Source organism: Streptomyces sp. NPDC058646 (assembly GCF_042716875.1).
Lineage (GTDB): Bacteria > Actinomycetota > Actinomycetes > Streptomycetales > Streptomycetaceae > Streptomyces.
Genome location: NZ_JBHXRK010000014.1, coordinates 1 through 22,670, shown reverse-complemented (window position 1 = coordinate 22,670; position 22,670 = coordinate 1). Strand labels below are relative to the sequence as shown.

The following is a 22,670-nucleotide window of genomic DNA, read 5'->3' as shown; positions in this document are numbered from 1 at the left end:
CGGGGTGTCCGGCGGATCAGGGTCGGACAGCCCTGGGGCACCCCGGGAGGGTGGGCCGGTCGGCGTGCGGGTGGTGGGGCCGGGGGTCAGCCGCCGTACGGGACCTGCGCCTTCTTCGCCTTCAGCGCGGTGCCCCACCACTCCACGGCGTCGAGGAGCGTCTTGGCCGCGGCGTTCGCCTCGGTCGGGTCGATCAGGTTGCCCTGCTCGTCGAACTGGCCCCAGGGACCGTGGAATCCGACGGTGTCGCGGACCGTCACCATGTGGCACTCGGCGAAGATCTGGCGCAGGTGCTCGACGGCGCGCATGCCGCCCGCGAGACCGCCGTAGCCGACGAAGCCGACCGGCTTGGCCTGCCACTCGGTGGTGTGCCAGTCGATCAGCGACTTCAGCGAAGCCGGGAACGAGTGGTTGTACTCGGGCGTGACGACGATGAAGGCGTCGGCCTGGGCCAGTCGCGGCGAGACGCCCGCGAGGACGGCCTGGGTGGCCTCCGAAGGAGTGGCCGACAGCTGGTTCGGCAGGTCGTGGTCGATCAGGTCGATCACGTCGATGTCCAGGTTCCCGCGCTCACGGGCGACACCGGTGAACCAGTTCGCGATCGTCGGGCCGAACCGGCCGTCACGGACACTTGCGATGATGACTGCGACGCGGAGCGGCTCAGACATGGGAAATACCTCCAGTTATTAGCGGCGGCGCCCCGGCCTTGGGTCGAGGAGGAGGCGCTTCCCGCATGTACGGTTCCACCCTCACCGGCCAGGATCAGGAAGGACAAATTCCGGACTGTTAGTCCGTCAGCTCCGGCGGTGCGGTGTTCAACGGATCTGCAAGTGGGCGAGATACGCATCGACGTTGCGCCGCGTCTCGGTGACCGAGTCCCCGCCGAACTTCTCGGAGACCGCGTCCGCCAGCACCAGCGCGACCATGGCCTCGGCCACGATGCCCGCGGCCGGTACGGCGCACACGTCGGAGCGCTGGTGGTGGGCCACCGCCGCCTCGCCGGTGACCACGTCGACGGTGGCCAGCGCGCGCGGCACGGTAGCGATGGGCTTCATGGCGGCCCGCACGCGCAGCAGTTCGCCGGTGCTGATGCCGCCCTCGGTGCCGCCGGAACGGCCGGAGGTCCGCCCGATGCCCGTCGCGGTCGGGACCATCTCGTCGTGCGCCAGCGATCCGGGGAGCCGGGCGAGACCGAAGCCGTCGCCGACCTCCACCCCCTTGATGGCCTGGATGCCCATCAGCGCAGCGGCCAGACGCGAGTCCAGCCGTCTGTCCCAGTGGACGTGTGAACCGAGTCCGACCGGGACCCCGTACGCCAGCACCTCCACCACGCCGCCGAGCGTGTCGCCGTTCTTGTGCGCCGCGTCGATCTCCGCGACCATCGCCCGGCCCGCTCCGGCGTCCAGGGCCCGCACCGGACTGGCATCGAGTTCCTCCACATCACCGGGGACCGGGTAGAGGCCGTAGGGGGCCGCGGCCGCGCCGAGTTCCACCACGTGCGAGACGATCTCGATGCCGGCGGCCCGGGCCAGGAACGACCGGGCGACCGCGCCGAGCGCCACCCGCGCGGCGGTCTCCCGCGCACTCGCCCGCTCCAGGACCGGACGGGCTTCGCCGAAGCCGTACTTCTGCATCCCGGCGAGGTCGGCGTGGCCGGGCCGGGGGCGGGTCAGCGGGGCGTTGCGCCCCGTGCTCTTCAGTTCGGCGGGGTCGACCGGGTCGGCGGACATGACCTTGTCCCACTTCGGCCACTCGGTGTTGCCGATCATCACCGCGACGGGCGACCCCAGGGACAGCCCGTGCCGGACCCCGCTCAGGAAGGTCACCTCGTCCCGCTCGAACGCCATCCGGGCGCCGCGGCCGTGGCCGAGCCGACGCCGGGCCAGGTGGTCTGCGACCAGGTCGGTGGTGACGGGAACGCCGGCGGGAAGTCCCTCCAGTGTCGCCACCAGCGCCGGTCCGTGCGACTCACCTGCTGTCAGCCAACGCAACGTGCCCATGCGGACGATCACCCTTGCTCAAATGGACGGGAGCGTCACCTTAGGCAGGGCCCGCCGCACGGCCCGCGGACCGCGGAGGCAATCCGTCAACTCACCGGGCACGGGCGTGCCCCGTCACCGGGGAAGGTGCCCGACGCCTGCCGGCGGGACCGCAACGCGCGGCCGTGCCCCGCCGGGGCGTCCGCGCTCCTGCCCGCCGGGACCACGGCCGCCCGGCCGACGTCCGCGTCCCGCTGCCGTCCCTGACCCGGCCCTGGCGGCGTGGCTCGTACGCCGGCGGCCAGGACCCGCCCGGCCGCCCGGTGTGAGGCCGCAGGCGTGCCCTGGACCACCCTCAGGATGCGCCGCGCCCCGGTCCGCCGACGGACCGTACGAGGGTGAACACCGCGCCCTCCGGGTCCGCGACCGTGGCCTGCCGGCCGATCGGACCCTCCCGGGGCGGGTCCACGACCCGGCCGCCGAGCTCGCGGACCCGGTCGGTGGCCAGGTCGGTGTCCCCGACCTCGAAGTACGCCATCCAGTGCGGGCCCCGGTCGTGCGGCAGCGAGCGCCCGACACCGCGCACGGCGGCCACCGGGCGGCCCTCCAGGCGCAGGGTCAGGTAGTCGAACTCCTCGGAGGCCGCACCGTGGCTGTACGCCTCGTGGCCGAATACGTGCTCGTAGAACTTGCCGACCGTCGAGGTGTCCTGCGTGATCAGCTCGTTCCAGACCGGGGTGCCCGGCTCGCCGTGCAGCCAGGTGCCGAGGCGGGCTTCGGCCTGCCAGATCCCGAAGATCGCGCCCAGCGGGTCGGAACAGATCGCCACGCGCCCCGCGGCCCCCGCGTCCAGCGGGCCCACCGCGACGGTGCCGCCGCAGGAACGGATCGCCTCGGCCGTGGCGTCGGCGTCGTCCGTGGCGAGGTACGTGGTCCAGGCCACCGGAAGATGCCGGTCCGGCGGCATCTCGCCGATGCCGGCCACCTCGTGCCCGGCCAGCAGGGCCTGGACGTACGGCCCGAGCTGTTCGGGGCCCGGCACGTACTCCCAGCCGAACAGGTCGGCGTAGAAGTCCTCCGTGGTCCCGAGGCCGTGCACCATGAGGCTCACCCAGCACGGCGTGCCCGGCGTGCGCCGCGTAGATCCCGTTGCCTCGGTCATGTCAAGCGTCTCCTCCGTCGTGGCGCTTCCCCGTGCCGCTGACGATGCTTGCACTCCGCGCGGCCCGGCGCGCCCCGACCGCGCCGCATCGTGGGGGCACCGGAGTGAGTTGACCGGAACGCTGTGCCCCGCCGATGACGGGCTTGTCACGGGGGTTTGGGGCGGGGAGGAAGATGGCTCCCATGACTGCGAATTCTGCGATCCTCTCCGTCGCCGAACTGGCGAGCGAACTGTCGGGTGCGAGGCCGCCGGTACTGCTGGACGTCCGCTGGCAGCTGGGCGGTCCCGACCAGCGGCCCGCGTACGAGGCCGGGCACCTGCCCGGCGCGGTGTACGTCGACCTCGACCGCGAACTGGCAGGTCCGCCCGGGTCCGGCGGACGCCACCCGCTGCCCGACCCGGAGGCGTTCGGGGCGGTCATGCGGCGGGCCGGTGTCGCCTCGGACGGGCCGGTGGTCGTGTACGACGGCGGCCAGGGCTGGGCGGCCGCCCGGGCGTGGTGGCTGTTGCGCTGGACGGGTCACCCGGACGTGCGCGTGCTGGACGGGGGGCTGGCCGCGTGGACGGAGGCGGGTGGCGCGGTGACGGCCGATCGGGTGGCGCCCCCCGAGGGCGATTTCAAGCCAACTCCGGGGGCGCTGGGCCTGCTGGACGCCGACGGAGCGGCCGCACGCGCCCGTACGGGGGTCCTGCTGGACGCACGGGCGGGGGAGCGCTACCGGGGCGAGGTCGAGCCGATCGACCCGGTGGGCGGTCACATCCCGGGCGCGCTGTCGGCCCCGACGACGGAGAACGTCGGCCCGGACGGCCGGTTCCTGCCGGCCGATGCCCTGCGGGCGCGCTTCGCCGGGCTGGGCGCGGCGGACGGCGCCCCGGTGGGCGTGTACTGCGGCTCGGGGGTGTCCGGCGCGCACGAGGTGCTCGCGCTGGAGGTGGCGGGGATCGCCGCCGACCTGTACGCGGGCAGCTGGTCGCAGTGGTCCTCCGACCCGGCCCGCCCGGTCGCGACGGGCCCGGACCCGCAGTAGCCGGGGCCGCCGCCCGGTCGGCCGGCGCCTCCAGGACAGCCGGCCCTCCGCGACGTCCGGCCCCCGGCCCCCCGAGGCCGCCGGATGTCCTGCACCGTCCGGGGCTGCCGGACCGTGCCGGGTCCGGCCGGACACACCGGGGCGGCCCGGGTGGTCCGGGCGGACCCGGCGGCGGGTTACTCCTGCTTCTTGCGGCGCGTGCCGAAGACGATCTCGTCCCAGCTCGGCACCGCCGCACGGCGTCCGGGGCGGACCCCGTCGGCCTCGGCCTGCCGGTCGGTGGTGCCGGTCAGCCGGTCGCGGTGGCCCGCCACCGTGCGGGGCATCAGTACGTCGGCGTACGCCGAGCCCGCGCCCGCCGAGGCGGCCGGGGCCGGCGGCTCCTCCGCCTCGGACTCCTCCGCGGGCGGCTCGGTCCGGTCCGGGACGACCATGTCGCCGCGGAAGCTCGGGACCGCCTCCAGCAGGCTCGTCAGGGTGTCCCGCTCCTCCTCCGCATCCGGGACCGGCGGGGCGGGCCGCTCCAGCTGCCGGTCGAGGGCGCGGTCCAGCGGCCGGTCGCGCGGCAGCCGCGCGATCCTCGGCACGAAGGGGAAGCTCGGCTCGGGCGTCGCGGGCAGGTCGTCCGACTCACCGATGAGGGAGCGGGCCTCGTCGTCCACGGCGACGACCAGCCGGCGCGGCGGGTCGTAGGTCCAGCTCGCCGAGTGCGGTTCGCCCGCGACGAGGTAGACGAGGAGGACCTCCCAGGTGCCGTCGTCGCGGCGCCAGGAGTCCCACTGGACGGATTCCTTCTCGGCCCCGCGCAGGGTCAGCCGCTCCTGCACGGCCTCGCCGAGCTGGGGTCCGGTGTTCTCGCCGGGACGGCGCACGGGCGTCTTGCGGGCCCGCTCGGCCATGAAGGCGCGCTCGGCGAGCACGGGGCCCTCGAAGCGGCGTACGCGGTCGACGGGGATGCCGGCGAGCTGGGCGACCTCCTCAGCGGAGGCACCGGCTCGTATGCGGGCCTGGATGTCACGGGGGCGGAGGTGGCTCTCCACCTCGATCTCGATCTGGTTCAGGCGCGCGCGGTCGTTGCGCACCGCGGCGCGCAGGCGCTCGTCGATCGGAAGCGTGTACTCCGTGCTGTCCCCAGCCTTGAGCACCAGTCGTGTGCCGTCATTTGAGACGGCCACGACACGCAGTTCGGGCATGGGGACCTCCCGGGTGGTGCCTGCCGACGTCACGTGCGTCGCTGCTTCCGCTAGTCGAGTGTGGCCTGCCCGGGTGCAGCCTGCCACAACCTTGCCGAGTTAAACCGGCGTGTCGGGCATGCGCCCTTGATCGCCGTTATGGCACGGTTACCTGTTGGGCACGCACAGTGACCGAACGGTTACTGTGCGCAGCAGGAGCCCGTGCAATACCGCGGCATCACCGGTCTTGAGTGCCGTTTTCCATCAGCCGGCCCCCTCTCCCGAGTCCGGACATCCGAAAGGAAGGACGGCCCCAGGGCTCGCCACAGTACTCCATTCGGGCCACCTGGGTGGACCGCCGCGCCGCCGAACTTCTCTCGGACGGCGGGAGTTGGGCTGCCCTCTGTCGGCCCCCACCTGCGCTCGAACGCATTTTCAGGTGTCGTGCTTCACAGAATCCCCAGAAATGGAACTTTCCGTTTCGCTCAGCGGTCAGTAACTGCTGAAGGCGTCCGACGCGTGAGAGGCAGGACACACAGGGGATGGCGATGGGGCAGAAGACGGCGCACGAGGCCGAACCGGAAGAACCGGCGGGGAAGAGGCTCGACCTGAGCGCCGCTCAGGTGGCCGGCAGCTCCCTCGCCACCGTCGTGGCGGCCCTGCTCGCCTCGGAGATGGGTGTCTACGGGACCATCCTGGGCGCCGGCGTGGTGAGCGTGGTCGCCACCGCGGGCGGACCCGTCATCCAGCACTTCTTCCGCCGCACCGGCGACCAGCTGCGCGGCACGGCCCGGCCGAAGGCCCGTCAGGTGCCGTCGCCGGCCGCCGCTGCACCCGCGGAGGAGTTCGGCGAGGGCACCGTCCACGGCACCCGGGTGCGGGGCTGGAAGCGTACGGCGCTCGCCGCGGGCACCGCCTTCGCCATCGCCCTGGGCGCGCTGGGGACGTACGAGGCGGTCGCGGGCACCTCCGTCAGCAGCGGCGGCGGCACCATCTTCTCCGGCGGCACCCGCACGGTGCACGAGGACCCGCCCGCGCCGCCCGCGGAGCACCCCGGCCCGGGGACGGGCACGGGGCAGGGCGAGGGGGAGAAGGGCGGGAAGAGCCCCGGGGCCGGGACCTCGCCGGCCCCTTCCGGCTCACCCGGTCGCGGCAGCAGCGCCGCCCCGGACCCCAGTACCTCGCCCTCCGCAGGGCCGGACCCCACCCCGAGCGGTCCCCCGGCGCCCGCACCGACACCCCCGCCGTCCACCGGGACGCCGAGCCCGGGCGCCGGGTCTCCCGGCGCCGGGACGGGCACCGGCACCGGTCGGCCGGAGCAGGACGCCCCCTGACCCGCCGGGCCGGGCGGGCTCAGCCGCCCAGGACCCGCCGCAGGTAGTCGTTGCCGAACAGGCGGTCGGGGTCCAGCCGGTCGCGGAGCGCGGTGAACTCGCCGAACCGCGGGTAGACCCGCTCGAAGTACTCCGCGTCCCGCGTGTGCACCTTGCCCCAGTGCGGGCGCCCGCCGTACTCGGTGAAGATCCGCTCGGCCGCCGTGAAGTAGGCCTGGTAGGGGGTCCCCCGGTACATGTGCACCGCGATGTAGGCGGTCTCGCGGCCCGAGGCCGTCGACAGCGCGATGTCGTCCGCCGGAGCCGTGCGCACCTCGACCGGGAAGCTGATCCGCATCCCGGAGCGGTCCACCACCGCCTTGAGTTCGCGCAGCGCCTCGACCACCCGCTCGCGCGGGAGGGCGTACTCCATCTCCACGAACCGCACCCGGCGCGGGCTGGTGAACACCTTGTACGGGATGTCCGTGTAGGTGCGCGCCGACAGGGCGCGGCTGGCGACCCGGGCGATCGAGGGAATGGCGGCGGGGACCGCGCGGCCGAGGGAGTTCACGGCCTGGAAGACGCCGTTGGACAGCAGCTCGTCCTCTATCCAGGCGCTCACCGCTCCGGGCGGGGCGGCGGGGCCCTGGCTGCGGTTGTTGCGCTTGGTGTTGCAGTTGCCCGTGTGCGGGAACCAGTAGAACTCGAAGTGCTCGTTCTCCGCGAAGTGCTGGTCGAACTCGGCCGTCACCCGGTCGAAGCCCATCGGCTCTTCACGGGCCGTCAGGAAGAAGACCGGTTCGACGGCGAAGGTGAGCGAGGTGACGATGCCGAGCGCGCCGATGCCGATCCGGGCCGCCGCGAAGACCTCGGGGTTCTCCTTCCCGGAGCACTTCAGCAGCCCCCCGTCGGCCGTGACCAGCTCCAGGCCGCGGATCTGGGTGGAGAGGGAGGCCGAGTCGCGGCCGGTGCCATGGGTTCCGGTGCTGGTGGCGCCCGCCACCGTCTGCTCCATGATGTCGCCCATGTTGGTGAGCGAGAGGCCGTCCGCGGCGAGGGCCCGGTTCAGGTCCTTGAGCACCGTGCCCGCCGCCACCGTGACGGTGCCGGCGGCCCGGTCGATCTCCCGGATCCCGGACAGGGCCTGCGGGCGGACGAGCACGCCGTCGGTCGCCGCGGCCGCGGTGAAGGAGTGGCCCGTGCCGACCGCCTTGACCCTCAGGCCCTGTTCGGCGGCCCGGCGGACCGCCTCCTGGAGCTCCCCCACGGAGCGGGGGGCCACCGTACGGGCGGGCGTGGCGGTGACGTTGCCCGCCCAGTTACGCCACGCGGCCGGACCGTTCTTCCCTGCTGTCCCCGCTGTCGTCCTCGTCGGTGTGTCCGCCATCGCTAGAGGGCTCCTCCCCTTGCGCCGGCCTCGTCAGCCGGCGGTATCCCGCGAACGCCACCGCCGCCGCGGCCGCTCCCGCCGAGAGGGAGACGACGTACCCGCTGCGCGCCCCGGCCGCGTCGATGACCAGACCGGTCACCGAGGAACCGACCGCGACGCCGACCGCGAGGCCGGTACTGATCCAGGTCATGCCCTCGGTCAGCTTCGCGCGTGGTACGTGCGCCTCGATCAGGGCCATCGTGGTGATCATCGTGGGAGCGATGGCGAGGCCCGAGACGAAGAGCGCCACGGCCAGGATCGGAAGGTTCCCGGCCAGTAGGAGGGGGATCATACTCACGGCCATCGCACATACGCCCAGTACCCAGCGGATCTCGGTCCGGCCCTTGAGATGGAGCAGGCCGAAGACGATGCCGGCCAGGCAGGACCCGAGTGCCCAGACGGCCAGGACGAAACTGGCCGAGGACTTGTGGCCCTGCTCCTCGGAGAAGGCCAGCGTGGCCACGTCGATGGAGCCGAAGATCGCACCGGTGGCCACGAAGGTGCCGGCCAGCACCTGGAGCCCGGGGGAGCGCAGGGCGGAGGTGCGGTCGGTGTGCTCGCCGCGCGGGTGCGGTGCGGGCTCGGTGGACCGCTGCGCGGTGAGCAGCCACACGCCGGCCAGCAGGCAGAGGGCGGCGACGAGCGGGCCCGCCTCCGGGAACCAGGTGGTGGACAGTCCGATGGCCAGGATCGGGCCGAAGATGAAGCAGACCTCGTCCAGGACCGATTCGAGGGAGTAGGCCGTGTGCAGTTCGCGCGGGGACTCCCGGTAGATCACCGTCCACCGGGCCCGGACCATCGCGCCGACGCCGGGCACGCAGCCCGCGATCGCCGCGAACAGGAACAGGGTCCAGTCCGGCAGCCCCCGGGCGGCGGCCACGAGCAGTCCGGCCACCGCGGCCACGGAGACCAGCGTCGCGGGGCGCAGCACGCGCCGCTGCCCGTACTGGTCCACCAGGCGGGAGATCTGCGGCCCGATGACCGCGGCAGCCAGGGCGAGGGTTCCGGTGAGGGCGCTCGCCAGCGCGTAGCGGCCGGTGATCTCGGAGATCATCGTCAGGATGCCGACGCCGACCATGGAGATGGGCATGCGGCCCAGCAGTCCGGCGGCACTGAATCCCTTGGTGCCGGGGGCGGCGAAGATCGCGCGGTAGGGACTGGGCAAGGTGTCTCCGTAAGGGACGTCAGCGGCCCATACAGGTTACGGCCGCCCCGGGCACCCCCGCGCGGTGAAACGCGGGACCCGGCGGACGGACGGCCTCCCGCGACGCGGCTCCCGGGGGCGGACGGCCGGGCCGGTTCCCGCCCGAGGGCGCCGGGTGGCAGGATTCGGTGCATGTCAGACCAGCTCTCCCCGCCGGCCGGCGGGCCCGCCGCCCCGTATGACGCCCTCCTGCTGCTGTCCTTCGGCGGCCCCGAGGGACCCGACGACGTCGTGCCCTTCCTGGAGAACGTCACGCGCGGCCGCGGCATCCCGCGCGAGCGCCTCAAGGAGGTCGGGCAGCACTACTTCGGCTTCGGCGGGGTCAGCCCGATCAACGGCCAGAACCGCCGGCTGCTGGACGCGCTGCGCAAGGACTTCGCGGAGCACGGGCTGGACCTGCCGGTCTACTGGGGCAACCGGAACTGGGCGCCGTACCTGACCGACGTGATGCGCGAGATGGCCGCCGACGGCCGCCGCCGCATCGCCGTCCTCGCGACCAGCGCCTACGCCTCCTACTCGGGCTGCCGGCAGTACCGCGAGAACCTGGCCGACGCGCTCGCCGCACTGGAGGCCGAAGGCGTGGCGCCGCTGCCGCGGGTGGACAAGCTGCGGCACTACTTCAACCACCCCGGCTTCGTGCAGCCGATGATCGACGGCGTGCTCGCCTCGCTGGACTCGCTGCCCGCGGAGGTCCGGGACGGCGCCCACCTGGTCTTCACCACGCACTCCATCCCCGAGGCGGCGGCGGACGCCTCCGGCCCGGCCGGGGAGCACACGGGCGGCGGCGAGGGCGGGGCCTACGTCAAGCAGCACCTGGACGTGGCCACGGTGATCGCGGACGCGGTACGGGCCGAGACGGGCACCGCACTGCCCTGGGAGCTCGTCTACCAGTCGCGCAGCGGCGCCCCGCACGTCCCCTGGCTGGAGCCGGACGTCTGCGACCACTTGGAGGCCCTGCACGCGGCCGGGGCCCCCGCGGCCGTGATGGTGCCCATCGGCTTCGTCTCGGACCACATGGAGGTCCTGTACGACCTGGACACGGAAGCCACCGCGAAGGCGGCCGAGCTGGGACTCCCCGTCGCGCGCTCCGCGACGGTGGGCGACGACCCGCGGTTCGCCGCGGCCGTACGGGACCTGGTGCTGGAGCGGGCCGCGGCCGAGCGCGGGGAGCCCGTGCAGCGGTGCGCGCTGGGCCTGCTCGGGCCGAGCCACGACCTGTGCGCCGTGGGCTGCTGCCCGGCCCGGGGCCCCCGGCCCGCGGCGGCCGGAGCGGACAGCCCCTACGCCTGAGGGTCCGCCGTACCGATCGGGCATGATCGGTACGGACCCCCGGAGGAGTGAGACCAGTGATCCCTGAAGAGCTGAAGGCCGAGCTGCTGGACGTCGGCCTGGAGGCGGCCCGGCTGGCCGGGACCCTGCTGCGCGACGGCCGGCCGGCCGATCTGGCGGTGGCGGCGACCAAGACCAGCCCGATCGACGTGGTCACCGAGATGGACATCGCCGCGGAGAAGCTGATCACCGGCCTCCTCGCGGAGCGGCGGCCCGAGGACGGGCTGCTGGGCGAGGAGGGCTCGGACACCCCGGGGACCAGCGGCGTGCGGTGGGTCATCGACCCGCTGGACGGCACTGTGAACTACCTCTACGGCCTGCCGAGCTGGGGCGTGTCGATCGCGGCCGAGTACCGGGGCGAGACCGTGGTGGGCGTCGTGGCGGCCCCGATGCGCGGGGAGACCTGCCACGCCGTCCTGGGCGGCGGCGCCTGGCGGGGCACGGTCCGCCTCGCCTGCCGGGAGGCCGCCCCGCTCGACCAGGCGCTGATCGGCACCGGTTTCGCGTACGTCCAGACCAGGCGGGCGCACCAGGCGGACGTCGCCCAGCGGATCATCCCCCTGGTACGGGACATCCGCCGGGGCGGCTCCGCGGCGCTGGACCTGTGCGACGTGGCCGCCGGCCGGCTGGACGGCTACTACGAGCGCGGGCTGAACCCGTGGGACCTGGCGGCCGGCGAGCTGATCGCCCGGGAGGCGGGCGCCCTGACCGGCGGCCGCCCGGGGGAGCCGGCCTCGGGGGCGCTCACCCTGGCGGCGAGCCCGGCGGTCTTCGCCTCCCTCCAGCCGCTGCTGGACGAGGCCGGGGCCTGGCACGACTGACGGCGCCGCGGGCCGCGGCACGCGACATGACGGAACCCCGGCCGCCGGGGCGGCGGCCGGGGTTCCGGTGTGTGCAGAGTGGGTCGTGCGCGTCAGCAGACCGGGACGGACACGGGTACCCCGTGCTCGGCGGCGAGGCGCTGGAGATCCTCCAGCTCCGCCTGTTCCACTTCCGCGAGGAAGTCGTCGCCCGTCAGGCGGGCCTGCTCGAGGTCCGACTGCGTGGCCCTGATGCGCTGCAGGAGACCCGCGGTGAATGCGTCCATGATGGGTTCGCCCCCTCTTCGTGGGTCGGCGGCGGCACGTGGCAGTCCGCCGTCAGGGAGTGGATGGGGTGTGCTGACGTCCTCCCCGGCACCCTGGGCCCAGAAACCTCGCAGGGCCGAGGAATCCTCACTTCCACCCCCTGCGCCCCGTGCGGGTGACGCCTTACAGCCGGTTTACCGCGGAAACGGGCAGGATGGGCGACGCACTGGACGTCTGCCCTGCTGGGCTCGGAGGAAGGAAACGACGTGCGCGTACTCGTCGTCGAGGACGAGCAGCTGCTCGCCGATGCGGTGGCCACCGGACTGCGCCGGGAGGCCATGGCCGTGGACGTCGTGTACGACGGCGCCGCCGCCCTGGAGCGGGTCGGGGTGAACGACTACGACGTGGTGGTGCTCGACCGCGACCTTCCCCTCGTGCACGGTGACGACGTCTGCCGGAAGATCGTCGAGCTCGGCATGCCCACCCGCGTGCTGATGCTGACGGCGTCCGGCGACGTGAGCGACCGGGTGGAGGGACTGGAGCTCGGGGCCGACGACTACCTCCCCAAGCCCTTCGCCTTCACCGAGCTGACCGCCCGGGTCCGGGCGCTCGGACGGCGGACCACCGTCGCCCTGCCGCCCGTCCTGGAGCGGGCCGGGATCAAGCTGGACCCCAACCGGCGTGAGGTGTTCCGGGAGGGCAAGGAGGTGCAGCTGGCGCCCAAGGAGTTCGCGGTGCTGGAGGTCCTCATGCGCAGCGAGGGGACCGTCGTCTCCGCCGAACAGCTGCTGGAGAAGGCCTGGGACGAGAACACCGACCCGTTCACCAACGTCGTGCGGGTCACCGTCATGACCCTGCGGCGCAAGCTCGGCGAGCCTCCGGTCATCGTGACCGTGCCCGGATCCGGGTACCGGATCTGAGGATGGCAGCGATCCCGGCGCCACCCGCGGCGCCACCGAAACCGACCTGGGACCCCGGTCCGCACGAGGGTCCCTTCCCCTGGCTGCGGCCGACCATCCGGATACGCCTCACGCTGCTCTACGGCGGGATGTTCCTGATCGCGGGCATCCTGCTGCTGTCGATCATCTACCTGCTGGCGGCGCAGGCCCTGCGGGAGGGCAACGCGCTGCCGTTCACGATCGTGGACGGGGGCCCGATCCGGGTCACCAGCACCACCTGCCCCGGGCTGGCCACCGGCGTCGGCACCGGCCTGACGCCCGAGGCGTTCCAGTCCGCGATCAGCCAGTGCGCCCTCGACCAGCGACGGCACGCCCTGGACGACCTGCTGAGCCGGTCGCTGATGGCGCTGCTGGGGCTGAGCATCATCGCCTTCGCCTTCGGCTACGCCATGGCCGGCCGGGTGCTCTCGCCGCTCGGCAAGATCACCCGGACCGCCCGCCGGGTGGTCGGCTCCGACCTGACCCGGCGGATCGAGCTGGACGGGCCGGACGACGAGCTGAAGGAGCTGGCCGACACCTTCGACGAGATGCTCGACCGCCTGGAGCGGGCCTTCACGGCCCAGCAGAGGTTCGTGGCGAACGCCTCGCACGAGCTGCGGACCCCGCTGGCGATCAACCGGACGCTGCTGGAGGTGCACCTCTCCGATCCGGGCGCGCCCGTCGAGCTCCAGCAGCTCGGCAAGACGCTGCTCGCCACCAACGAGCGCAGCGAGCAGCTGGTCGAGGGCCTGCTGCTGCTGGCCCGCAGCGAGAACCAGATAGTGGAGCGCAAGCCCGTGGACCTGGCGGAGGTCGCCTCGCGGGCCATCGAGCAGGCGCGCGGCGAGGCCGAGGCCAAGGGCGTGGAGGTCCGCGGCGAGCGGGCGCTCGCCGTGGTCCAGGGCAACGGCGTGCTGCTGGAGCGGATCGCCCTCAACCTGGTGCAGAACGCGGTGCGGTACAACGTGCCGGAGGGCGGCTGGGTGGAGGTCACCACCGAGGTCCAGCACGGCGAGGCGGTGCTCCTCGTCTCGAACACGGGTCCCGTGGTTCCCGCGTACGAGGTGGACAACCTCTTCGAGCCCTTCAGGCGGCTGCGTACCGAGCGAACGGGCAGCGACAAGGGTGTCGGGCTCGGTCTCTCCATCGCGCGCTCCGTGGCCCGCGCCCACGGCGGAAGGATCCAGGCGATACCCCGCGAGGGGGGTGGCCTCGTGATGCGTGTCACTCTTCCCTTGTGACACCGCCGCCCCGTGTTCGCTGGTGGCTGAATCCGTGGTCCATGAAAACACTTCCTCCTGTGTGATCGATCACAGTGTCGAGTGTCGGCCCATGTGCGTTCAGTGACCCCAGGAAGGCCGGAACGCCCGGGAAGTCCGGGTTTCCGGTCCCCCTGATGGCGGTAAATGCACGGGGTGGCGTTTGTGCAAGACGACCCCCGGACCGTGTACGGTCCCGGTCGTCATCCCAGCCAATCGCTCCTGAGGGCGGGCGGCTGGGTGTCGATTGAGTAACAGACCTTGATGTGAGGCAAAATCTCCGCCTCAGGTCGGGCACAAGTCCGGCCTCTCGCGCGTTACGTGCGCTGAGACACCGCTAACACCCAGAGGGGGAGAGCGAACAATGGCAACGGACTATGACACCCCACGCAAGACCGACGACGACGTCGACAACGACAGCATTGAAGAGCTGAAGGCCCGACGTAACGAGAAGTCGTCCTCGTCCGTGGACATGGACGAGTTCGACTCGGCCGAGAGCCTGGAGCTTCCTGGTGCGGACCTCTCCAACGAGGAGCTGGCCGTCCGGGTCCTGCCCAAGCAGGCCGACGAGTTCACCTGCATGAACTGCTTCCTGGTGCACCACCGCAGCCAGCTGGCACGCGAGAAGAACGGTCAGCCGATCTGTCGCGACTGCGACTGAGAGGCGTCGGCCGTGGCTGGCTCGACACCCTTCCGGAAGCGACGCTTCCGAAAGTCTGGTGATCCGGCGGAGACGCAGGCGGCGACCACGGGCCCGGAAACGGGTCCTGGAGCCCCCGGCGTACCCGCCGTGCCCTCCGACACCGCCCCGGCGGTGCCGTCGGCCACAGAGGTCGGCGAGGGGCCCCGGCAGCGGTCCGGGACTCGTCGGCTCCAAGCCGTCAAGAACGGTGTACGCAAGGGCGGCGATGGTGCCAGGGCCGCCGTCCTGTACGTCACCGACCTGATCATCGAGAACGCCCCGCGCGTTCCGGTTCGGGACCTCGCGACCCTGCGCGCGCAGTTCCCGGGCCTCGGTCCCGATCAGCTTGCCGACAAGCTGATCGCGGGCGCTGCCCATGCCACGTCGACCGTCGGCGCGGGCATCGGCGCGGCGGCCATGCTGCCCGTTCCGCCCGCCATGCCGGCGGAGCTGGCCGCGGAGGTCACCGGCGTCGCGGCGATCGAGCTGAAGCTCGTCGCCGAACTCCACGAGGTGTACGGCCTGCGACCGCCCGGCGGCCTCAAGGCCCGCAGCCTCGCCTACCTGACCGCCTGGACGGAGGAGCGCGGGGTCGACCTGACCAAGCCGACCACGCTGAACGCGGCGCTCGGCGGCCAGATGAAGCGCGAACTGCGCCAGCAGATCACGAAGCGGATGTTCCGCAACCTGCCGAACCTCATGCCCTTCATGGTGGGAGCCGCCGTCGGAGCCGTCATGAACCGCCGCGACACCCGGAAACTCGCCGAGAAGGTGCGCGGGGACCTGCGGAGCCGCGCGGTGCCCTGGGACGCACTGAAGGCGCTGCCGCCCCTGGAGCAGCCCTCCAAGCCCCTTCCCGAGGCCGTCCAGGACGCCATCGAGGGACGCCCGCCCCGCCACGACTGAGCAGCCGCCGCCGACCGGCTCCGCCTCAGGCGGCGGACGGCCCGGCCTGCGCCGCGAGGACGGCTGCCCGCAGGGCCTCGGGCTCGCGGGTCGACAGGTAGACGTACGGGGTCGGATCGGCCGGGTCGGTCACCTCGATGCGGACCGCCGTCGGCACGTAGCTGCGCATCAGCATGAAGGCGCGCGTGTCGGCCTTGTACGTGCGCCAGGCGCGCGACTCCTCGGCGTCCAGCACGTCGGGCTCGCCCAGGGCCGTCACCGGGATCCGGGCCTCCCCGGCGGCCAGCGCCCCGTTCACCACGCGCACGCGCGCGGAGCCGTACGAACTGACCAGCAGCCCCGACAGCGCCGTGCCTCCGACGAGTCCGGCGAGCAGCGGCAGCGTGCCCAGCGGCAGCAGCATCAGCGCACACGCCAGCCCGATCAGTACGGAGATGCCCCACCAGGAGCGGGGGGCGGTCAGGCGTTCGTCGTGGTGCGCGGGGGAGAGCTGCATGCGAACAAGCCTGCCACGAGGCGACCGGCGGGTAGCCGCGCGGGTAAGGTCTGCGGCTGTGAGTGGACGAAACACAGCGTTGACGCCCCCGGCCGATGCCACCGCGCCGGTCCGGCACCCCGAAGCCCCGGCGCCCGGCGAGCTCCTCGGAGCGCACTACGAGCACTGTTTCGGCTGCGGTGCGGGCCAGCCCCACGGACTCCACCTGGAGGCCCGGGCCGGCGAGGGCGTGCGCGTCACCGCCGAGTTCACCGTCAAGCCCGCCCATCAGGGCGCACCCGGCCTCGCCCACGGCGGCGTCCTGGCCACCGCGCTCGACGAGGCGCTGGGCTCCCTGAACTGGCTGCTGCGCGTCATCGCCGTGACGGGGCGGCTGGAGACCGACTTCGTACGGCCCGTGCCCGTGGGCACCGTGCTGCACTTCGAGGCCGAGGTCACCGCCGTCGCCGGCCGGAAGATCTACTGCACGGCCGTGGGCCGGATAGGCGGCCCGCAGGGCCCGGTCGCGGTGCGCGCCGACGCCCTCTTCATCGAAGTGAAGGTCGACCACTTCATCGACAACGGTCGGCCCGAGGAGATCCAGGCGGCCATGGCCGACCCGGACCAGGTCAGGCGCGCACGCGCCTTCGAGGTGAACCCCTGATGTCCCTGAACCACAACGCGGCGCGTCACGACATCGACGTGCTGATCCGCCGGATCGACCCGGAGGTCCCGATCCCGGCCTACGGTCACCCCGGCGACGCCGGCTGCGACCTGGTGACCACCGAGGCCGCCGAACTGGCGCCCGGTGAGCGCGCCGTGCTCCCCACCGGCGTGTCCATCGCCCTGCCCGACGGGTACGCGGCGTTCGTGCACCCCCGGTCCGGCCTGGCCGCCCGCTGCGGGCTCGCGCTCGTGAATGCCCCGGGGACGGTGGATGCCGGGTACCGTGGGGAGATCAAGGTGATCGTGGTCAATCTCGACCCTCGCGAGAGCGTCCGGTTCGAGCGTTTCGACCGCATTGCCCAGCTGGTTGTCCAGCGAGTCGAGAAGGTGCGCTTCCACGAGGTGGCGGAACTTCCCGGCTCGGCCCGGGCCGAGGGGGGTTTCGGCTCCACCGGCGGTCATGCGGCCGTGGCCGGATCCGGCGCTGGTCAGCAGGGTGGGAATGGCTACGCTTCGGTCGTAACCGACCGGGAAGGACAGTGACGTGTTCGGACGTCGCAAGAAGAACGACTCCGCCAAGGACGGCGGCGCGGCCGAGCAGGTCGTTGACGGCGCCGGCGCCGACGAGCTCGACGACGCCGAGGCACAGGACACCGACGCCAAGCCGCGCCGCGTGAACCTGCCGCCGGCCCCGCGACCCGACGGCCCCTGGGACGTCTCCGAGGTACTCGGGAACCCGGCCGACGGCCGGGTCGACCTCGGCGGCATCCTCGTACCCGGTGTCGAGGGCATGGAGCTGCGCGTCGAGGTCGCCGGTGACGCGATCGTGGCCGCCACCGTGGTCCTCGGCGACAGCGCCGTGCAGCTGCAGGCCTTCGCCGCCCCCAAGAAGGAGGGCATCTGGGGCGAGGTCCGCGACGAGATCGCCACGGGCATCACCCAGCAGGGCGGCATCATCGACGAGGCCGAGGGTCCGCTGGGCTGGGAACTGCGCGCCCAGGTGCCGGTACCGCTCCCCGACGGGCAGACCGGCGCCCAGCTGGTGCGCTTCGTCGGCGTCGACGGCCCGCGCTGGTTCCTGCGCGGTGTCATCTCCGGCCAGGGCGCGGTGCGCCCCGAGTCGGCGGGCGTGCTGGAGCAGATCTTCCGGGACACCGTCGTCGTCCGCGGCGACGGCCCGATGGCCCCCCGCGACCCCATCGTGCTGAAGCTGCCGAACGACGCCCAGATGGTGCCGGACGGCGTGCAGACCGAGGAGCAGGAAGGGTCCCGCTTCGGCGGGGGCATGGGCCAGCTGGAGCGCGGCCCGGAGATCACCGAGGTCCGCTGACCTCGCGCCGCCCCTTCGCAGGCGGGGCAGACGCATGTTTCCGGCCGGTGGGCCGGCGGTGGGCCGTACTCCTTCGGGGGGACGGCCCACCGGCCTTCCGTACGGGCGCGTCAGGGATCCGTCAGGGATCGTCGCCCCGGGCCCCGTCCGGGCGTGCACGGCCCGGTCGTCCCTGAGAATGGGCGCATGGGACGCGGCAGGCTAAGGATCTATCTCGGCGCGGCACCCGGTGTGGGCAAGACCTACGCGATGCTCTCCGAGGGCCACCGCCGGGCGGAGCGGGGCGCCGACTGCGTGGTCGGCTTCGTCGAACACCACGGGCGGCCGCGCACCGAGGTGATGCTGCACGGCCTGGAACGGGTGGAGCGCAAGGAGCTGGCGTACCGGGGCGCGGCCTTCACCGAGATGGACGTCGACGCGGTCCTCGCCCGCCGGCCCGCCGTGGCCCTCGTGGACGAGCTCGCGCACACCAACGTGCCGGGCTCGCGCAACGCCAAGCGCTGGCAGGACGTGGAAGAGCTGCTGCGGGCCGGCATCGACGTCGTGTCCACGGTCAACATCCAGCACCTGGAGTCCCTCGGGGACGTGGTGGAGTCGATCACCGGCGTACGGCAGCGGGAGACCGTGCCGGACGAGGTGGTCCGCCGGGCGGACCAGATCGAGCTCGTCGACATGTCCCCGCAGGCCCTGCGCCGCCGGATGGCGCACGGGAACATATACAAGTCCGACAAGGTCGACGCGGCCCTGTCCAACTACTTCCGCCCCGGCAACCTCACCGCCCTGCGCGAGCTCGCGCTGCTGTGGGTGGCCGACCGGGCCGACGAGTACCTCCAGCAGTACCGGGGCGAGCACGGCATCCGTTCCACCTGGCAGGCACGGGAGCGGATCGTCGTCGGGCTGACCGGCGGGCCAGAGGGGCGCACGCTCGTCCGCCGCGCCTCCCGGATGGCTGCCAAGAGCTCCGGCAGCGAGATCCTCGCCGTCTACATCGCCCGCAGCGACGGGCTCACCGCGGCCTCACCGAAGGAGCTAGCCGTCCAGCGGACGCTGGTCGAGGACCTCGGCGGAACGTTTCATCATGTGATCGGCGACAACATCCCCGACGCCCTGCTCGCCTTCGCCCGCGGGGTCAACGCCACCCAGATCGTGCTCGGCTCCAGCCGCCGCCGTTCCTGGCAGTACGTCTTCGGGCCCGGGGTCGGCGCCGGCGTGGCCCGCGACTCGGGCCCCGACCTCGACGTCCACATCGTCACGCACGAGGAGGCCGCCAAGGGGCGCGGCCTGCCCGTGGTCCGCTCGGCGGCACGCCTCGGCAGGCCCCGCATCGTGGCCGGCTGGGTGGCGGGCGTGGTGCTCCCCGCGCTGCTCTGCCTGCTGCTCACGCACATCGAGGCGGACCTCGGCCTCGCCAACGACATGCTGCTGTTCCTGGCGCTGACGGTGGCCGCCGCGCTGCTGGGCGGGCTGTGGCCGGCGCTGGCCTCGGCCGCCTTCGGGTCCCTGCTGCTCAACTACTTCTTCGCGCCGCCCCTGCACCGGTTCACGGTCTCCGACCCCAGGAACATCGTGGCCATCGCCGTCTTCTTCGGCGTCGCCGTCTCCGTGGCCTCGGTGGTGGACCTGGCCGCCCGGCGCACCCACCAGGCCGCGCGGCTGCGCGCCGAGTCCGAGATCCTCTCCTTCCTGGCCGGCAGCGTGCTCCGCGGTGAGACCACGCTCGACGCCCTGCTGGAACGGGTACGGGAGACCTTCGCCATGGAGTCCGTGGCCCTCCTCGAACGCGCGGGCGGCGTCGACCCCTGGACGCCGGCCGGCAGCGTCGGCCCCCGCCCCGCCGTCCGGCCCGAGGACGCCGATGTGGACATGCCCATCGGGGACCACATGGCGCTGGCCCTGTCCGGGCGGGTGCTGCCCGCCGAGGACCGCAGGGTGCTCGGCGCCTTCGCGGCACAGGCCGCCGTGGTCCTGGACCGGCAGCGGCTGGTCGGGGAGGCCGAGGAGGCCCGCCGGCTGGCCGAGGGCAACCGGATCCGGACCGCGCTGCTGGCCGCCGTCAGCCATGACCTCCGTACGCCCCTGGCCTCGATCAAGGCCTCCGTCTCCTCCCTGCGCTCCGACGACGTGCAGTGGTCCGAGGAGGACCGGGCCGAGCTGCTCGAAGGCATCGAGGACGGCGCCGACCGGCTCGACCACCTCGTGGGCAACCTGCTGGACATGTCCCGGCTGCAGACCGGCACGGTCACCCCGCTGATCAGGGAGATCGACCTCGACGAGGTGGTCCCGATGGCGCTGGGCGGCGTACCGGAGGACAGCGTGGTGCTGGACGTGCCCGAGACGCTGCCGATGGTGGCGGTGGACCCGGGGCTGCTGGAGCGCAGCGTGGCCAACGTGGTGGAGAACGCCGTCAAGTACAGCCCGCAGGGCGTGCCGGTCCTGGTGGCTGCCAGCTTCCTCGGGGACCGGGTCGAGGTACGGGTCGTCGACCGCGGGCCGGGCGTGCCGGACGAGGCCAAGGACAAGATCTTCGCCCCCTTCCAGCGGCACGGGGACGCGCCGCGCGGAGCCGGGGTCGGCCTCGGACTCGCGGTGGCCCGCGGCTTCGCGGAGTCCATGGGCGGCACCCTGGCCGCCGAGGACACCCCCGGCGGCGGACTGACCATGGTGCTCACCCTGCGCGCCGTGCGCCGGGGCGCCGGGCCCTCCCCCGGGGCGGCGGACGGGACGGACCGCACCGGCGGCGCCGACCCACTGGAACGTGATCACGACCGTGATCGGACCGTGCGACAGAAGGCAGGACCTCAATGACCCGGGTGCTCGTGGTGGAAGACGAGCCGCAGATCGTCCGAGCCCTCGTGATCAATCTGAAGGCACGCAAGTACGAGGTCGACGCCGCCGCCGACGGAGCGGGCGCCCTGGAGCTGGCGGCCGCCCGTCACCCCGACGTGGTCCTCCTCGACCTGGGTCTCCCCGACATGGACGGCATCGAGGTGATCAAGGGGCTGCGCGGCTGGACCCGGGTGCCGATCCTCGTCCTCTCCGCCCGCCACACCTCCGACGAGAAGGTCGAGGCCCTGGACGCGGGCGCCGACGACTACGTCACCAAGCCCTTCGGCATGGACGAACTGCTGGCCCGGCTCCGCGCCGCCGTCCGCCGGGCCGAGCCCGCCGCCGGTTCAGGCGGGGACGAGGTGGTCGTGGAGACCGAGGGCTTCACGGTGGACCTGGCCGCGAAGAAAGCCGTGCGCGAGGGCCGTGACGTACGGCTCACGCCCACCGAGTGGCACCTGCTGGAGGTCCTGGTCCGCCACGCCGGCAAGCTGGTCGGCCAGAAGCAGCTCCTCCAGGAGGTCTGGGGGCCCTCGTACGGCACCGAGACCAACTACCTGCGGGTCTACATGGCGCAGCTGCGGCGCAAACTGGAGGCGGACCCCTCGCACCCGCGGCACTTCATCACGGAACCGGGCATGGGATACCGCTTCGAGAGGTAGTGGGGGCGCCGGTACGCTTCCTGTATGAGTGCTGAACCGCGTCCCGGGAAGCCCGCCAAGCCGGTCAGGCCGGCGGGCCGGTTCCGCCGGATGATAGAGCGGCTGTCCACCTCCCAGGAAGAGCTGCATTCGGCGGAGCTCCAGGAGGACGCAGAAGCCGCGGGGTGCACGCGGATCTGCGACTGCCACGACCGCCAGATAGTCAAGGTGACCGGAACCCTGCGTACCGTCACCCTGCGGCCGCGGGCGGGCGTCCCCGCCCTGGAGGCCGAGCTGTTCGACGGCTCGGCCGGTCTGGACGTGGTCTGGCTCGGGCGTCGCTCGATCGTGGGAATCGAGCCCGGGCGCCGCATGATCGCCTCCGGGCGCATCTCCATGAGTCACGGCCGCCGGGTGCTCTTCAACCCGAAGTACGAACTCCGACCGCTCGGACAGGAGCAGTAACCGGTGATGCGACTCGATAAACCGACCACCCCGCAGGACCCCGCCGCCGCGTCCTCGCAGGACCAGCACGCGGTGACCCAGGCAGCGCTCTTCGACGCCTTCGGCGGCGTCCGGGGCACCGTGGAGACGATGCTCCCCGGGCTGCTCTTCGTGATGATCTACACGATCAACAAGGACGTGAAGCTCTCCGCCGTCGCGGCGGGCGCGGTCGCGGTCCTGCTCGTGATCGTGCGGCTGGCGCGCAAGGACACGGTCAAGCACGCCTTCAGCGGTGTCTTCGGCGTGGGCGTGGGCGTGGCCTTCGCCCTCTTCACGGGCAGCGCGAAGGGCTTCTACCTGCCCGGCATGATCTACGGCGCCGGACTGGGCGTGGCCTTCACCGTCTCCGCGCTGGTCGGCTTCCCGCTGCTCGGCGTGATCCTGGGGCCGGTGTTCAAGGAGAACCTGTCCTGGCGCACCCGCAACCCGGGACGGAAGAAGGCCTACATCAAGGCCAGCCTGGCCTGGGGGATCATCTTCCTCGCCAAGTACGCCATCCTCTTCCCGCTGTACTGGTGGGGGGACGCGACGCAGCTGGGCTGGGTCCTGATCGCCCTGAAGCTCCCGCCGATGGTGCTCGCGGTGTACTTCACCTGGGTGTTCCTGGCGAAGGCCCCGCCGCCGATCGACGTGATCGCGGAGTACGAGGAGCAGGAGGCGGCCGAAAAGGCGGCGAAGGCGGCCCGGGCGGCCACGAAGGAGCCCGGCCTCTGACACCGGCCGGGGACGAAGGAGGGGGGCGGGACGACCGTGGTCGTCC

The 22,670-nt window shown here is 72.8% G+C and carries 23 protein-coding genes; 15 read left to right on the top strand and 8 right to left on the bottom strand.

The features are described 5' to 3' along the window. Window positions 1–86 precede the first annotated feature (86 nt). The 3 genes from ACFWUZ_RS18575 to ACFWUZ_RS18565 all read right to left on the bottom strand — a co-directional run bounded on the left by ACFWUZ_RS18575 (window position 87) and on the right by ACFWUZ_RS18565 (window position 3,141). Window positions 87–668: an NADPH-dependent FMN reductase gene (locus ACFWUZ_RS18575; protein ID WP_384373412.1), complete on the bottom strand. Its 582-nt coding sequence runs from the start codon at window positions 666–668 to the stop codon at window positions 87–89. A 147-nt stretch (window positions 669–815) separates the two neighbouring features. Then, window positions 816–2,000 carry a chorismate synthase gene (aroC, locus tag ACFWUZ_RS18570; RefSeq protein WP_384373409.1) on the bottom strand — a complete coding sequence of 395 codons (1,185 nt, stop codon included), beginning with the start codon at window positions 1,998–2,000 and terminating at the stop codon, window positions 816–818. Window positions 2,001–2,334: 334 nt separating this feature from the next. Next, the gene (locus ACFWUZ_RS18565; RefSeq protein ID WP_384373406.1) at window positions 2,335–3,141 is read right to left on the bottom strand and encodes a VOC family protein; all 807 of its coding nucleotides are present in this window, start codon (window positions 3,139–3,141) and stop codon (window positions 2,335–2,337) included. 173 nt (window positions 3,142–3,314) lie between these two features. Between ACFWUZ_RS18565 and ACFWUZ_RS18560 the strand changes: the two genes are divergently transcribed. Next, the gene (locus tag ACFWUZ_RS18560) at window positions 3,315–4,169 is read left to right on the top strand and encodes a sulfurtransferase (RefSeq protein WP_384373403.1); all 855 of its coding nucleotides are present in this window, start codon (window positions 3,315–3,317) and stop codon (window positions 4,167–4,169) included. A 176-nt stretch (window positions 4,170–4,345) separates the two neighbouring features. Here the strand turns inward: ACFWUZ_RS18560 and sepH are convergent, their stop codons facing one another. Continuing rightward, entirely contained in the window at window positions 4,346–5,395 is a 1,050-nt protein-coding gene (gene sepH, locus ACFWUZ_RS18555) for a septation protein SepH (protein ID WP_384373400.1), read from the bottom strand. 494 nt (window positions 5,396–5,889) lie between these two features. Between sepH and ACFWUZ_RS18550 the strand changes: the two genes are divergently transcribed. Continuing rightward, window positions 5,890–6,675, top strand: coding sequence for a hypothetical protein (locus ACFWUZ_RS18550; protein WP_384373398.1), 786 nt, complete (start codon window positions 5,890–5,892; stop codon window positions 6,673–6,675). A gap of 19 nt (window positions 6,676–6,694) precedes the next feature. On the opposite strand, the gene ACFWUZ_RS18545 is transcribed toward ACFWUZ_RS18550, so the two are convergent. Both ACFWUZ_RS18545 and ACFWUZ_RS18540 read right to left on the bottom strand, forming a co-directional pair. Beyond that, window positions 6,695–8,041: a D-arabinono-1,4-lactone oxidase gene (locus ACFWUZ_RS18545; RefSeq protein ID WP_384373396.1), complete on the bottom strand. Its 1,347-nt coding sequence runs from the start codon at window positions 8,039–8,041 to the stop codon at window positions 6,695–6,697. Further along, entirely contained in the window at window positions 7,974–9,248 is a 1,275-nt protein-coding gene (locus ACFWUZ_RS18540; RefSeq protein WP_384373394.1) for an MFS transporter, read from the bottom strand. Before ACFWUZ_RS18540 ends, ACFWUZ_RS18545 begins: the two co-directional genes overlap by 68 nt. A gap of 171 nt (window positions 9,249–9,419) precedes the next feature. Between ACFWUZ_RS18540 and ACFWUZ_RS18535 the strand changes: the two genes are divergently transcribed. Then, window positions 9,420–10,577, top strand: a complete 1,158-nt coding sequence (locus tag ACFWUZ_RS18535) for a ferrochelatase (protein ID WP_384373392.1) — start codon at window positions 9,420–9,422, stop codon at window positions 10,575–10,577. A gap of 56 nt (window positions 10,578–10,633) precedes the next feature. After that, the gene (locus tag ACFWUZ_RS18530) at window positions 10,634–11,437 is read left to right on the top strand and encodes an inositol monophosphatase family protein (RefSeq protein WP_384373390.1); all 804 of its coding nucleotides are present in this window, start codon (window positions 10,634–10,636) and stop codon (window positions 11,435–11,437) included. Window positions 11,438–11,529: 92 nt separating this feature from the next. Here ACFWUZ_RS18530 and ACFWUZ_RS18525 read toward each other — a convergent pair whose 3' ends face one another. Then, window positions 11,530–11,703, bottom strand: a complete 174-nt coding sequence (locus ACFWUZ_RS18525; protein WP_384373388.1) for a hypothetical protein — start codon at window positions 11,701–11,703, stop codon at window positions 11,530–11,532. A gap of 246 nt (window positions 11,704–11,949) precedes the next feature. Between ACFWUZ_RS18525 and ACFWUZ_RS18520 the strand changes: the two genes are divergently transcribed. The 4 genes from ACFWUZ_RS18520 to ACFWUZ_RS18505 all read left to right on the top strand — a co-directional run bounded on the left by ACFWUZ_RS18520 (window position 11,950) and on the right by ACFWUZ_RS18505 (window position 15,468). After that, window positions 11,950–12,603, top strand: a complete 654-nt coding sequence (locus ACFWUZ_RS18520; RefSeq protein ID WP_030008767.1) for a response regulator transcription factor — start codon at window positions 11,950–11,952, stop codon at window positions 12,601–12,603. 2 nt (window positions 12,604–12,605) lie between these two features. Continuing rightward, complete coding sequence (locus ACFWUZ_RS18515; RefSeq protein ID WP_384373385.1) at window positions 12,606–13,862, top strand: sensor histidine kinase; 1,257 nt, start codon at window positions 12,606–12,608, stop codon at window positions 13,860–13,862. A 382-nt stretch (window positions 13,863–14,244) separates the two neighbouring features. After that, window positions 14,245–14,541, top strand: coding sequence for a DUF4193 domain-containing protein (locus ACFWUZ_RS18510; RefSeq protein WP_384373383.1), 297 nt, complete (start codon window positions 14,245–14,247; stop codon window positions 14,539–14,541). A gap of 12 nt (window positions 14,542–14,553) precedes the next feature. Then, window positions 14,554–15,468 carry a hypothetical protein gene (locus ACFWUZ_RS18505; protein ID WP_384373381.1) on the top strand — a complete coding sequence of 305 codons (915 nt, stop codon included), beginning with the start codon at window positions 14,554–14,556 and terminating at the stop codon, window positions 15,466–15,468. A 25-nt stretch (window positions 15,469–15,493) separates the two neighbouring features. Here ACFWUZ_RS18505 and ACFWUZ_RS18500 read toward each other — a convergent pair whose 3' ends face one another. Continuing rightward, window positions 15,494–15,964 (bottom strand): DUF3093 domain-containing protein, encoded by a 471-nt coding sequence (locus ACFWUZ_RS18500; RefSeq protein WP_384373379.1) that lies wholly within the window; start codon window positions 15,962–15,964, stop codon window positions 15,494–15,496. A 58-nt stretch (window positions 15,965–16,022) separates the two neighbouring features. Between ACFWUZ_RS18500 and ACFWUZ_RS18495 the strand changes: the two genes are divergently transcribed. The 7 genes from ACFWUZ_RS18495 to ACFWUZ_RS18465 all read left to right on the top strand — a co-directional run bounded on the left by ACFWUZ_RS18495 (window position 16,023) and on the right by ACFWUZ_RS18465 (window position 22,624). Then, window positions 16,023–16,607: a PaaI family thioesterase gene (locus ACFWUZ_RS18495; RefSeq protein ID WP_384373377.1), complete on the top strand. Its 585-nt coding sequence runs from the start codon at window positions 16,023–16,025 to the stop codon at window positions 16,605–16,607. Then, entirely contained in the window at window positions 16,607–17,152 is a 546-nt protein-coding gene (gene dut, locus ACFWUZ_RS18490; RefSeq protein ID WP_384373375.1) for a dUTP diphosphatase, read from the top strand. Before ACFWUZ_RS18495 ends, dut begins: the two co-directional genes overlap by 1 nt. Before the next feature lies 1 nt (window position 17,153). Further along, window positions 17,154–17,939, top strand: a complete 786-nt coding sequence (locus ACFWUZ_RS18485; protein ID WP_384373373.1) for a DUF3710 domain-containing protein — start codon at window positions 17,154–17,156, stop codon at window positions 17,937–17,939. A gap of 186 nt (window positions 17,940–18,125) precedes the next feature. Continuing rightward, window positions 18,126–20,744, top strand: coding sequence for a DUF4118 domain-containing protein (locus tag ACFWUZ_RS18480; RefSeq protein ID WP_384373371.1), 2,619 nt, complete (start codon window positions 18,126–18,128; stop codon window positions 20,742–20,744). Beyond that, the gene (locus tag ACFWUZ_RS18475; protein ID WP_384373369.1) at window positions 20,741–21,427 is read left to right on the top strand and encodes a response regulator; all 687 of its coding nucleotides are present in this window, start codon (window positions 20,741–20,743) and stop codon (window positions 21,425–21,427) included. The genes ACFWUZ_RS18480 and ACFWUZ_RS18475 overlap by 4 nt, the downstream gene beginning before the upstream one ends. Window positions 21,428–21,451: 24 nt before the next feature. After that, window positions 21,452–21,871: an OB-fold nucleic acid binding domain-containing protein gene (locus ACFWUZ_RS18470; protein ID WP_384373367.1), complete on the top strand. Its 420-nt coding sequence runs from the start codon at window positions 21,452–21,454 to the stop codon at window positions 21,869–21,871. 3 nt (window positions 21,872–21,874) lie between these two features. After that, on the top strand, window positions 21,875–22,624 hold the full coding sequence (locus ACFWUZ_RS18465; protein WP_384373365.1) for a DUF3159 domain-containing protein: 750 nt from the start codon (window positions 21,875–21,877) through the stop codon (window positions 22,622–22,624). Window positions 22,625–22,670 lie beyond the last annotated feature (46 nt).

Coding starts and splice junctions, on each gene's coding strand:
- ACFWUZ_RS18550 (WP_384373398.1), top strand. CDS start 5,890: ATGGGGCAGAAGACGGCGCACGAGGCCGAACCGGAAGAACCGGCGGGG.
- aroC (WP_384373409.1), bottom strand. CDS start 2,000: ATGGGCACGTTGCGTTGGCTGACAGCAGGTGAGTCGCACGGACCGGCG.
- ACFWUZ_RS18525 (WP_384373388.1), bottom strand. CDS start 11,703: ATGGACGCATTCACCGCGGGTCTCCTGCAGCGCATCAGGGCCACGCAG.
- ACFWUZ_RS18475 (WP_384373369.1), top strand. CDS start 20,741: ATGACCCGGGTGCTCGTGGTGGAAGACGAGCCGCAGATCGTCCGAGCC.
- ACFWUZ_RS18545 (WP_384373396.1), bottom strand. CDS start 8,041: ATGGCGGACACACCGACGAGGACGACAGCGGGGACAGCAGGGAAGAAC.
- ACFWUZ_RS18500 (WP_384373379.1), bottom strand. CDS start 15,964: ATGCAGCTCTCCCCCGCGCACCACGACGAACGCCTGACCGCCCCCCGC.
- ACFWUZ_RS18575 (WP_384373412.1), bottom strand. CDS start 668: ATGTCTGAGCCGCTCCGCGTCGCAGTCATCATCGCAAGTGTCCGTGAC.
- dut (WP_384373375.1), top strand. CDS start 16,607: ATGTCCCTGAACCACAACGCGGCGCGTCACGACATCGACGTGCTGATC.
- ACFWUZ_RS18560 (WP_384373403.1), top strand. CDS start 3,315: ATGGCTCCCATGACTGCGAATTCTGCGATCCTCTCCGTCGCCGAACTG.
- ACFWUZ_RS18515 (WP_384373385.1), top strand. CDS start 12,606: ATGGCAGCGATCCCGGCGCCACCCGCGGCGCCACCGAAACCGACCTGG.
- ACFWUZ_RS18535 (WP_384373392.1), top strand. CDS start 9,420: ATGTCAGACCAGCTCTCCCCGCCGGCCGGCGGGCCCGCCGCCCCGTAT.
- ACFWUZ_RS18480 (WP_384373371.1), top strand. CDS start 18,126: ATGGGACGCGGCAGGCTAAGGATCTATCTCGGCGCGGCACCCGGTGTG.
- ACFWUZ_RS18470 (WP_384373367.1), top strand. CDS start 21,452: ATGAGTGCTGAACCGCGTCCCGGGAAGCCCGCCAAGCCGGTCAGGCCG.
- ACFWUZ_RS18565 (WP_384373406.1), bottom strand. CDS start 3,141: ATGACCGAGGCAACGGGATCTACGCGGCGCACGCCGGGCACGCCGTGC.
- ACFWUZ_RS18510 (WP_384373383.1), top strand. CDS start 14,245: ATGGCAACGGACTATGACACCCCACGCAAGACCGACGACGACGTCGAC.